Origin of the sequence: Sulfurovum sp., from assembly GCF_049668085.1 — a bacterium.
GTDB lineage: Bacteria > Campylobacterota > Campylobacteria > Campylobacterales > Sulfurovaceae > Sulfurovum.
Genome location: NZ_JBATIY010000091.1, coordinates 1 through 11,416 on the forward strand (window position 1 = coordinate 1; position 11,416 = coordinate 11,416).

Genomic DNA, 11,416 nt, shown 5'->3' on the forward strand with positions numbered 1-11,416 from the left:
CTTGAAAATAGACATCAGGATTTTGTGATGTACCTCGAAGCACAGGTATATCAGGCGTGAGGCCTCGTTTTCGGTGTGCTTCGACCAGATCAAGATCGATCATCGTTTTGAGCACATCATCTGAGAGTTTTTCAATTCGGCTTACTTCATGAGAAGTGCGAAATCCGTCGAAAAAATGTAAAAATGGAATACGTGCATGTAAAGTTGCGGCTTGTGAAATAAGAGCAAAATCATGTGCTTCCTGTACAGAATTGGAGGACAATAAAGCAAAGCCTGTTTGTCTTACTCCCATTACATCCTGATGATCTCCGAAGATGGAAAGCCCTTGAGCCGCAAGGGAACGGGAGGCAACATGAAATACCGTGGAAGTCAGTTCTCCGGCGATCTTATACATATTGGGTATCATCAGCAGTAGACCCTGAGAAGCGGTAAACGTGGTTGTAAGTGCACCCGCCTGCAATGCACCGTGAATAGCACCACTCGCGCCTCCCTCACTTTGCATCTCATACACTTCAGGAATCGTACCAAGAATATTTTTCTGCTTTTTTGAACTGTAAATGTCACTGAATTCACCCATCGGGGAGGAGGGAGTAATAGGATAAATGGCAATGACTTCGTTGATCTTGTGGGCTATTAGTGCAACGGCTTCATTACCATCGACAGTAATTGTTGAGCGCTCTGTCATAATGATATTCCTTTATTCATTGGTTGAAAAAATCATATAATATATTGTACTTTTAAAGTCATTACAATATAAAGGCATTAAGTACTAAGTTTGGAGATGACCTTCATTGATCATTTTAATATTGTAGCACTTAACTCTAAAATATTTGTAGATATTAAGAAAAGTATTTGAAACGAGTAAAATTCTTTTTTTCTTTAGTATAAATACTTTAATAGAGTTCTGCTTCTAGCTCTTGAAGATTACCCATATTTATTTCACGCAGATCAATATGTTTGTGTGTAATGGTGATATCTGATTTTGTAAAAAAATCGAGTTTTCTAAGCATCTCAATATCAATTTCTGTATGGCTAGTGGACATGATACAAAAATCAACACTGTGTATACGGAAGATCAATGAATCCGGATATGTTTTACGAAGATACTTTGCGAAGGTAATGAGCAGTTCATTCCCAAATTCCCAGCCTTGTTTTTGATTGGAGATAGAGAAGTTATGGAGATAGAGAACATTAAAACATATGTATTTCATGGTGTCAAAATTTTTATTTAAAATAAAGTTCAAGTAGTTTTGATTGTACAGTGAAGTGAGTTGATTACGGTAGAAATAAGAAAAACGCTCCTTTTCTATCTGCGTGGTTGGTAATTGTTCGAAAGCATTAATATCTTTTATCTGAGAAAAGACCTCGATGGCAGCTTCTGCAACCTGTGGATGAAACTGTGTTGAAGTATGCAAGCGAATTTCATCTATGGCTTCAGGGATACTTTTACGTACTTGATAGATACGACTGGTTGTCATGGCATCAAAGGCATCGGCAACGATCATGATTTGTGATAACATGGGGATATCATCACCTTTAACCCCCGAAGGATAACCTTTACCATCATAACGTTCATGGTGATAGAGTATGATCTCTGCCATTTCCATATACATTGGAATAGCAGAAAGTATTTTAAAACTCATGTTTACATGTTCTTCTATCAGCTTTTTCTCTACAGCGTCAAATAGATCGGGTTTCATCAGTATGGAATCAGGTGTTGCAACCTTTCCGATATCATGTAGGATACCAGCATGATAAACAAGATCACACTCTTTTTTTGAGTATCCCATGTGCTCAGCTATTGAACGGGAATATTGGGCTACTCGTTGTGAATGACCCGCAGTGTATGCATCACGGTCTTCGATGATATTGATAAATGACTGTAAGATGTGTTCAAAGTTTTGATACTTTTCTACTTCTAGTTCCATTTTTTCATTGGTACGTTTTTCAACTGTTTGTTCGAGTTCTTTCTCATGCTCTTCAAGTTGATTTTTTGAGAGTTGCAAGGCACGATTTAACCTGGATATACGTATAAAATAATAGAGACTTACAAAAGCCATAATAATGAGTAAGATCAGAGCTTCTTTATGATCCTCCCATGCATGTTGAATATTAAGATAGTTATCAACCTGTACCTTCGAATGTAGAAAAGTCATAGTGAACATTAAAAAGAAGAATAATTTATGATATCTGTTAAACATGCAAGTCCATTCATGACATTATTTTTGATTATATCATGAATATTATTTATCTTATAATATACATGTTAAGATGTATTTAAAATTGGATAGGAATCAAGGATCAATAGGTGACTTTGAAACGTAGATAATAACTGTTTCCTATATTGCCAAACTCACTCTCTCGTTTTCCATTATAAACCTGTGCACCTAGGGCTAAAGATGAGTCATCGCTGATGCTATACTCTATAACAGGCGAGATAAAACTACTTTGGTCTTCTAGATCATATATCATACTTATGGCACCATTGATGAGCAGATTAAAATCATAATATGCTGATACACCCAGATAGTCAGAAGAAAGGTGACGGTTGTTCGAGAGTGTACTGTTTTGAGTGAGAAGAATTTCATTAGCACTGTATGTCTCTGAAGAGTGTAACCACTCAGCTGTGACAGTAAGGCCATTAACAAAGCCATAATCAGCACCTAATATGGTCTGATAAAAGTCTTTATCTAAAAGTTTATCCTTGTAGTAGCCACCTTCACTTCGCCATTCAATTCCTGTATCAAATACATAGCCTTCAATCTCATACGCTATCATCTGGGCATCATTACTTGAAAAGAGATCGACTGCAATATCTGCTACCCCAACATTGGTTTTCACTCTTCCTGCATATTTATAGCTGTCATCATGACGTTTGGCAACGACACCCATGATCTGGCTAAATGTACCCAGGGCATAGGTATAGGAGAGTGCATAGTTTCCATAGATCTGGTCAGGTTCAAGAGCCAGAGGGTTTCTAGGGTTAAAAAGGTCTGTAGGTGTCCATATGCGGCCTACACCCATAGTGACCTTTTGCAGTCCAAAGACGACATTGTGTTTTTCATCTGCGTAACCGACACTAAAACGATGCAGACGTCCAAATACTTCACCTTTTCCATAATTTTTCGCATTTGTTTCTATATTAAAAGGTGTATCTGCTTTGATGGTACGTAAATAGTTGTATTCAAAGCTGTCAATATACTCTTCACCAAAATAGTTATCTATATCTGCAATGATATTGACAAACCAGTTTCCCTCTTTGATCTTATCCGTGAAGCGTAGTCTATTGTAATTGTAGAGGGTTCTATCTTCCTCACCGAAAGGGGGTTTAGAGATCGTATAGTTTGTGTTCTCTATAGTGATATCATGTTCTATAGCCATGAGTGGTACAGTAAAGCATACTAATCCAATACAGTTAGCGATCTTCAATGACAACTCCATCATCGAGGACTACAATACGTTTTGACTGTTCTAAAACATATTTGTCATGTGACGCAAAAATGACTGTGACCTGTTCTTTTTCATTCAGTGTACGCAGCATGTTCATGAGACGTTCACTGTTCTTTGAATCAAGATTTGCGGTGGGTTCGTCTGCAAGTATGAGTTTGGGGCGCGAAGCAACGGCACGTGCTACAGCTACACGCTGCTGCTGACCCCCACTGATCTCACCTGGAAGCTTGTCGAGAAGATCTTCTATCTGTAAGATGGAAGCCAGTTCCAGTATTCGTGCTTCTATCTTCTTCTCATCAAACTTGAGTAGCTTCATGATGAATCCTATGTTCTCACGAACTGAGAGTACATGTATAAGATTATATGCCTGAAAAATAAAACCGATATCATGCAGTCTTAGCTTTGCCATCTTCTCTTCACTATAGGCAGATATCTCTTCTCCCTCAAAAAATATCTGTCCGCTTGTAGCAGAGTCGAGACCACCTATAATGTTGAGCAGGGTGGTTTTACCAGAACCAGATTCGCCGCTAAGTGTAGTGAACTCTCCCTTTTTAAAGGTAAGATTGATATCTGTCAGGGCTTTGACCTCCTTGGGAGAGTCAGGGTAGAATGTTTTGTAGACATGGTTGAGTTTCATAACATTTTTCCTTGTATGACTTGTATAGGTTTTATTTTTTTAAGCTTTCGAAGAGGCCAGACCACTGAAAGCAGGGTAGCAAAAAATACAGCAAAAAAAGCTTGAAAGAAATAGTAAAGATGCATATTTGCATACATGATCGCACTATATCCATACAGTTCCAATCCTGCTTCAAAAGAGCGCATATCGACACCTTCCATCGACATATAGAGAAGTAAGATCCACCCTAAAAAAGCACCTGCCACATAACCGATAATGCCTAAATAAGATGCTTCCATGATGATCTGATTTCTTACTGTTTTGTATGGAGTTCCGATGGCAAGCATGATGCTAAATTCACGCATCCTTTCTAAAACAGAGACAAGCATCACTCCGAATATACCCAGTGCAGCGACGATAAAGACGATGGCATAAGAGGCCAAGTTGAAGATATTCATCAATTCCTGCATCTGTATGAGTAAAGGATAGAGTTCATCCCAACGAAGCACATCGACATCCGGAAACAAAGTTTGCAGTTCTTTTTGTACCATGCTTATGCTATCTACATCTTTCACACGCAGTGCTATTTGGGTAGCACTCTCTTGTAGGTTTAGAAATTTTGACATCTTTTCCATAGAGACAAAAACAGAGTTATCATCTATAGAAGGGTTGCCTGTTTTGAGAATACCGCTAATACGAAAAGAGATGGAATTGATCTCTCCGGTCACATCCTGGGCTGTAAAGATCACACGGCTTCCTATAGTAAGATTAAACTTTTTAGCCAATGCAGAACCGATCAACGCTCCTTTGTTTCCTTTGCCAAAATTATAATCCCCTTGGGTGATAAAAGCAGATAACTGACCGAAGTTTTGTTCATTCTCCAAAGAGATACCTTTGAGAGTTGCTCCAAGTGACTTGTGCGCTGTGGCAATGAGTCCCTCTTGTTCCAATCGAACTGAGTAAGCGTCAACCCCTTCAATTTTAGAGAATGCATCTTCATATCGTAAGAGGGGACTGAGTTTGTAGTCAAGACTTTTGTGTAGACGATATTTTTGTGCATAGAGAGATATCTCCCCAGAGTCACTGCGGATGGTCGTATTGATCATATGGCTGATCATCCCGTCATAAAGTCCTTGTAATCCAAGTAGACCACTGAGACTTAGAGCGACCATCATGATCACCATTAATGAACGTGTTTTACGTCTCCAAATACTAAGCCAGGCAAGGTGTCTATACATATCTCATTGCCTCCATTGCAGTAAGCTTGTTGATCTTTGATACAGGATAGATAATGGCTGCAAGATTGAGCATGAAGATCGTCAGAGCATTCCATGCTATGGTAAAAAGATCAAAATTCATAGGTATCTCGTCACTGACCACACCATACTCTTTATAGGTTTCAGCTATGCCGGATATCACGATAGGATGCAGTTCATAATAGTAAGCAATAGAAGCACCAATGATAGTACCTACGACTATACTGATCGTCGCAAGAATCAGTATTTCAACAAAAAGCATGCCAAAGATATCTTTTGAAGTCAGTCCTAAGGCTCGTAAAAGGCCAATCTCTCTGGCTCTTGTATAGATATTAACATAGGAAAAGATCATGATCACAAAAAAGATCACTAGAAAAAAGATAGAGATGGAGATATAGTTAAATATGGAGTCAACCAGCATAGCTTGGACCAGTGCGGAAAGAAGAATTTTCCAGTTGACGGCTTCAACTTCTGATGGAAGTAAAGCCTGTAAGTTAATAGTCATTTTATCGATATTGTTATTATCATGAAAGTTCAGTGTAAAATAACTGGCTATGTTGTCACTTAACATGACGGTATCCAGATAGGATTTATTGACAAACGCCGATTGTGAGTCAAATTCGAAAAGACCTGTTTTGAAGATCCCTTTTATTGTGAAAAGATCTGCAGCGATAGAGTAGTCAATGGAAGACCCGACCATGGCAATCTGGCTGCCTACATCCACTTTAAGACGTTTGGCTAGTTCAGAACCAATGTAGATGGCATTGGTATCATTATCACTGAGGTACTCACCTTTTATGAGTGATTCCTGCAGCTTACTCAAGGTTTTTTCGCGAGAAGGTATGATCCCCGCAATTAAACTTCCTACGGCTTTTTCGTCACCTGATAGCAATGCATAGGTCTCAAATCTTGGGCTATAGGTTTTGATGGAAGAGTCATTTTTGAGTATTGCATCAATGCTTTTGGCATCTTCTATAAGGTCATCATATCCACCTTCATCTCTATACCCATTAAGGTTCACATGTGCATATCCTGTATATATTTCTAAAGAACTTTTGATGAACTGATGATGTGATCCATCCAAGAATGCCACATAGATGATGAAAAAGATAGTGGTAAATGTACTCAAAAGTAGGGTGATGATACTTCTACCTTTAGATTTTAAAATGTTTCTAAATGCAAGTGAAGTAAGCATAGGTTTACCTTGAGTAGCGTTTTAGAGCTTGTTTTGTAAAGTAAGAAGAGTCAATTTTAGCATCAAAGTTCACTTTCTCAAAAATGATCTTTGTACGGTTTTTCTTTTTACTCGCATCAAGAGGTTTGAGTTCCATGACCATAGGTACTCTGTGCGAACCGTGCTGTTCTATCTTAGAAAAAGTCATCACTCTGACTTTTTGCATCATATCATCATAAAAAATTTCTTTGACCGGCACAGCATTTTTTAGATCCACATCAATAATGATCTTTCCCCACACCACTGCGGCGTCTTCTTTAGGGATAAGCTCCAAAGTAGCAGAGTTTCCCTGTCTGGAAAGAAGTCTGGCATTATAGTCCTCTTCCAAGGAACTCTCTTTTACCATGTCGTCATTGGTAAAGTCACTTCCCATCCAGCTTTGAAGCATCATCGATGGCGGTATCTTAATAGTACGTTCTATCTTGGGGATATACTGCCACATTTGATTGTCTATCTTTAAAAAGGTAATGCCTTTGTCCTTTTTAGGGTAAAGGATCTTTATGAAACTTTTATCATTCCCCTTAGACCAGCTTTCTATTTTTACCGTGCGTTTACCACGCTTAGAAGAGACGATCATACTCATTGTAGAGTACATGTAGTCACCACGTAGGTTCTTTTCAAGTTTTTTGATGATAGCTTGGGCTTCGTTGGCTTGTAGAGAAAAGACCATAAAAAGTAGAGACAATACTGCTTTCATAAAAACCCTTTTTTTTAATTATAGCAAAAATGAAAATAATACTTTGTGACAGTATAGATCATGATTCTTTCATAGGTTCAATTTTCTTGGCATAGAGTAAAAAGAGTATACCTATAAACACGATAAATGCAGTCACATACAATGTAGAGTTATAGTTACCATAATAGTCAACTAAAGCGACACTGTAAAGTGGCGCACCCACTTGGCCTATACCATAGGCTGCTGTCATAGCTCCCATGAGGACCACAGGGTTTTTTCCGGCCAGTTGACCGCCATAATTGAGAAAGAGTGCTACAAGCCCAATGAACGTACTACCGTATAATGCACTGCTAAGTAGATTTAAATAGATATTTGTACTCAATGCAGGTATGAGTATACCTATGATCTGCAGTGCCATTGCGATGATGATAACATTGACACTTCCATAGCTGTGTGCCCATCTCATCCAGATTATGGAAGAGGGAATACCTGCGACACCTACGATGAGCCATCCTAGATTTCCATACCCTTGCAAGCCCTCAAGTGAGTTGATGATATCGGGTAAAAAAGTAGCTTGAACCACAAAGCCCACACCTTCAGTAAAATAGGCCAAGATAAGAAGAATGACATAAGTAGAAAATATTGACATAGAGAGAGGGTGTTTGACGGCATCTTTTTTAAGTGCTTTATCAAAAGATAAAATATAAATAACATAAAAAGTGACGATAAAAGCAAACCCAGATAAGGCAAGCCAAGCATCAGCCCAAGTACCATCTCTTAGAATGTATTGGCTTATGATCTCAGATACGGCTATAGAAAAACCAATACCGCTAAAGTGTATACCCATAGCCTTTGTTTTATTTTCAACGTTCAGCTTGACCATGACTATCGCACCACCTACTATGAGAACCATTGCTGCTCCAAAGCCGGCTATGACCCTTGAGACAAGCCATAGTGTTTCGTTTGTCGTGGTCGCAAGTACCAATGTGGTGAGAATACTTAGGATCATACCTATCCTGAAGTACTTTACTTTGGTATTGATGTCTTTAAGAAATATGGAGAAAACAGCACCTGCCAAATAGCCAGCAAAGTTAAATGCGGCCAATATGCCAGCATAGGTCAAAGATAGAAAATCTTCAAGCATATAGGGAAGAAGAGAAGTAAAAGCAAACCTAGCTACACCTACGCCAACTATGATAGCTAGAATACCGGCAAGGAGTATGGATGTATTAGCATTTCTATCTAGAAGTGTTTTTAACATAGTTGTCTTTTCCAGTAGAAGTACTCTCTTCTACCATGATCTGAGTTAGTTTGGAAGTATAGCAAAAGTGTCTTGATATTGATGAAAATAGTTGGAACTTTCAGATATATAAACTGGTAGGTTCTCATGCAGGGTCTTGACTTTTATCATGAGGGTGTGATATCATAAAGTAAAGTTGAGTCAATTACTATAAAGGTTGTTCAATAAAGGAGTCGCCATGACATCTAATAAAGATATGAAATATTATACAAAAGAAGAGGGTAAGGACAGGATAATCTGTCTGCTCTGTCGCCACTCTTGCAAACTAAAAGAAGGGCAGGTAGGTATCTGTGGTATCAACAAAAATGTGGATGGAGAACTTGAAACACTCGTATATGGTCATCCCATTGCAGTACATGTGGATCCAGTAGAGAAAAAACCGCTCAATCATGTACTGCCAGGGACGACAGCACTCTCATTTGGAACCGTAGGGTGTAATTTCAAATGTCCATTTTGTCAAAACTGGGATATTTCTCAAGAGCATAAAGTGAATGAAGATATCAACGTAAGTCCAGAGGAGATGGTAGAGTTGGCAATTACACATGGTGCAGAGTCTATCGCCTACACGTATAATGAACCTACGATCTTCTACCCTTATGCCAAAGACATAGGTGTGATCGCTAAAGAGAAAGGCCTTAAAAACCTATTTGTCTCAAATGGTTTTGAATCACCAGAGATCATTGAAGATATGGCAAGCTGGGTCGATGCTGCCAACATCGATCTGAAAAGCTGGGATGATGCCTACTATAAAAAGGTACTGAAAGGTGGACTTGAAGAGGTCAAAGATACACTTAGACGAATGGTAGCGGCCGGGATATGGGTTGAGGTCACTACACTGCTCATCGAGGGTGATAATGACAGTGATAAAGATCTGAAAGAGATGGCAGACTTCATAGCCAATGATCTTGGAAAACATGTGCCATGGCATTTAAGTGCTTTTCATCCAGATTATAAGATGCTAGATCATCAGAGAACAAAACTTGAAACACTTATGCGTGCCAAAAAGATAGGGCAAGAAGCAGGTCTACACTATATCTATCTAGGGAATGTGCCTGTACATGCAGATACACACTGTCCTGATTGTGACGAGTTAGTGATAGACCGTACAGGTTACAATGTAACGGTCAATACCTTGGAAAATGGTCACTGTCCGAAGTGTCACAGAGTGATAGAAGGAGTATGGTCATGAACACAAGAGAAACATCAGTAGCTGGACAATTTTATCCATCGAATCCTGATGAGATACACTCAATGTTAGAGCATTATAATCAAATACTCGATGAACATCTTAAAGAGAATGATGGTGTCTTTCATCTTAAACCACGGGCAGTGATAGTACCTCATGCAGGATATGTTTATTCAGGTTTTACAGCAAACATAGCATTGAGACTACTATCTAATTCGCATGCCAAACGGATTGTGATCATAGGGCCCAGTCATCGTGTGTATCTGAAGGGTACCAGTATTTCTGAATTCGATAGTTATCAAACTCCTTTAGGCGCCTTGGAGATAGATAAACAATTGATCTCAGAGCTCAAAGAGAGATTTGAATTACCTTTCATACCTGAAGCACATCATGAACACAGTACCGAAGTGCAGATCCCTTTTGTGAAGAACTATACACCAGAAGTTTCCGTTGTTGAGTTGGTATATGGTGATGAATCTCCAGAAAAATTGGCAGGAGTTATTGAGTATCTTCTTGAAGACCCTACGACAGCAGTGGTCATAAGTACAGATCTAAGCCACTATTATGATATCAAAAAGGCCAATACACTTGATAGTATCTGTTTGGATGCAGTTCAGACAATCAATAGTGCCGAATTACATCAAGGATGTGAAGCTTGTGGAAAGATCGGTGTGGAAGCAATGCTGATAACAGCGAAGAAGAATGGATTGAGGTCCATACTACTTGATTATCGTACAAGTGCAGATGCCAGTGGTGATAAATCTCAAGTAGTAGGGTATATGAGCGCTGCGTTTGTGGAGTAACAGATGAAGACGATGCATGAGCTTGTCGATACGATTATCTTCTCTAATGTCTTGAAGAGCCCTCATATCATCGATGCTTTTAGAGCAGTGGATAGAAAATATTTTGTACCAAGAACATGGAAGAATGAGACTTATATAGATAATGCCTTACCCATAGGAAATGGTCAAACGATATCTCAACCCTCTACCGTAGCATTCATGCTGGAAAAGCTTGCACCCCAAAAGGGTGATAAGGTACTTGATATCGGTTCAGGGTCAGGGTGGACAACAGCACTGCTTTGTCACATTGTAGGAGAAGAGGGAAGTGTGATCGGAGTTGAAAGGGTCAGTACCTTGGTAGAACAAGGGCAGGAGAATCTATCACATTTCAATTTTGATCATGGGTGCATTAAACAAGCAGGAGAAAAGCTTGGTCTGCCGGGTGAAGCGTTTGACAGGATTTTAGTTTCTGCCGCTGCAGATGAAATTCCAAAGGAGCTTTTTTCTCAGTTAAAAGTAGGCGGTACGTTAGTTATACCGGTAGAAAACTCCATCTATAGATTTAAAAAGATCTCAGAAACACAGATAGAACAAGAAGCGTTTTACGGCTTCATATTTGTACCTTTGATCTATTGATTCTCCCACCTTTTATATTTCACTTAAAGTGATGAAATTCAACTTATGAACAATAGTATATAACGGTTAAACCATATTTTGGTGTACTTTTTCATAAAATCAATCTTACATAAACTCATTAATTTATTTACTCTTGTTATAATCAAATTGAATAAAAAATAATTTAGAAAAGAATATATATATGTTAAGACATATTCCATTTAATTCCTTGTATACAGCAGAACATGGTTGGTTGACAAGTCGTTTTCATTTTTAATTTGCGGAATATAACAATATGGAC

10 protein-coding genes and 1 pseudogene are annotated in these 11,416 nt (G+C 38.7%); 3 read left to right on the forward strand and 8 right to left on the reverse strand.

Going from position 1 to position 11,416, the window contains the following annotated elements; all coding sequences use genetic code 11:
• From WBM70_RS06210 to WBM70_RS06245, 8 genes and pseudogenes are all read right to left on the reverse strand, one after another.
• Positions 1–685: pseudogene (locus tag WBM70_RS06210) on the reverse strand (pyruvate:ferredoxin (flavodoxin) oxidoreductase); the annotation flags it as partial.
• 208 nt (positions 686–893) lie between these two features.
• Positions 894–2,156, reverse strand: a complete 1,263-nt coding sequence (locus WBM70_RS06215) for an HD domain-containing phosphohydrolase (protein WP_424557636.1) — start codon at positions 2,154–2,156, stop codon at positions 894–896.
• Positions 2,157–2,301: 145 nt separating this feature from the next.
• Positions 2,302–3,444: a hypothetical protein gene (locus WBM70_RS06220; RefSeq protein ID WP_424557637.1), complete on the reverse strand. Its 1,143-nt coding sequence runs from the start codon at positions 3,442–3,444 to the stop codon at positions 2,302–2,304.
• Positions 3,416–4,087: an ABC transporter ATP-binding protein gene (locus WBM70_RS06225; RefSeq protein WP_424557638.1), complete on the reverse strand. Its 672-nt coding sequence runs from the start codon at positions 4,085–4,087 to the stop codon at positions 3,416–3,418. Before WBM70_RS06225 ends, WBM70_RS06220 begins: the two co-directional genes overlap by 29 nt.
• The gene (locus WBM70_RS06230; RefSeq protein ID WP_424557639.1) at positions 4,084–5,304 is read right to left on the reverse strand and encodes an ABC transporter permease; all 1,221 of its coding nucleotides are present in this window, start codon (positions 5,302–5,304) and stop codon (positions 4,084–4,086) included. The genes WBM70_RS06225 and WBM70_RS06230 overlap by 4 nt, the downstream gene beginning before the upstream one ends.
• A complete protein-coding gene (locus WBM70_RS06235) occupies positions 5,297–6,517 on the reverse strand; it encodes an ABC transporter permease (protein ID WP_424557640.1) in 1,221 nt (406 codons plus the stop codon). Before WBM70_RS06235 ends, WBM70_RS06230 begins: the two co-directional genes overlap by 8 nt.
• 4 nt (positions 6,518–6,521) lie before the next feature.
• Positions 6,522–7,253, reverse strand: a complete 732-nt coding sequence (locus WBM70_RS06240) for an outer membrane lipoprotein-sorting protein (protein ID WP_424557641.1) — start codon at positions 7,251–7,253, stop codon at positions 6,522–6,524.
• Between the two features lie 58 nt (positions 7,254–7,311).
• A complete protein-coding gene (locus WBM70_RS06245) occupies positions 7,312–8,493 on the reverse strand; it encodes a YbfB/YjiJ family MFS transporter (RefSeq protein WP_424557642.1) in 1,182 nt (393 codons plus the stop codon).
• Between the two features lie 217 nt (positions 8,494–8,710).
• On the opposite strand from WBM70_RS06245, the gene amrS reads away from it, so the two are divergent.
• The 3 genes from amrS to pcm are packed head-to-tail and all read left to right on the forward strand — an operon-like array spanning position 8,711 to position 11,136.
• The gene (gene amrS / locus WBM70_RS06250) at positions 8,711–9,721 is read left to right on the forward strand and encodes an AmmeMemoRadiSam system radical SAM enzyme (RefSeq protein ID WP_424557643.1); all 1,011 of its coding nucleotides are present in this window, start codon (positions 8,711–8,713) and stop codon (positions 9,719–9,721) included.
• Complete coding sequence (gene amrB / locus WBM70_RS06255; RefSeq protein ID WP_424557644.1) at positions 9,718–10,521, forward strand: AmmeMemoRadiSam system protein B; 804 nt, start codon at positions 9,718–9,720, stop codon at positions 10,519–10,521. The genes amrS and amrB overlap by 4 nt, the downstream gene beginning before the upstream one ends.
• Positions 10,522–10,524: 3 nt before the next feature.
• Positions 10,525–11,136, forward strand: coding sequence for a protein-L-isoaspartate O-methyltransferase (gene pcm, locus WBM70_RS06260; RefSeq protein WP_424557645.1), 612 nt, complete (start codon positions 10,525–10,527; stop codon positions 11,134–11,136).
• Positions 11,137–11,416 lie beyond the last annotated feature (280 nt).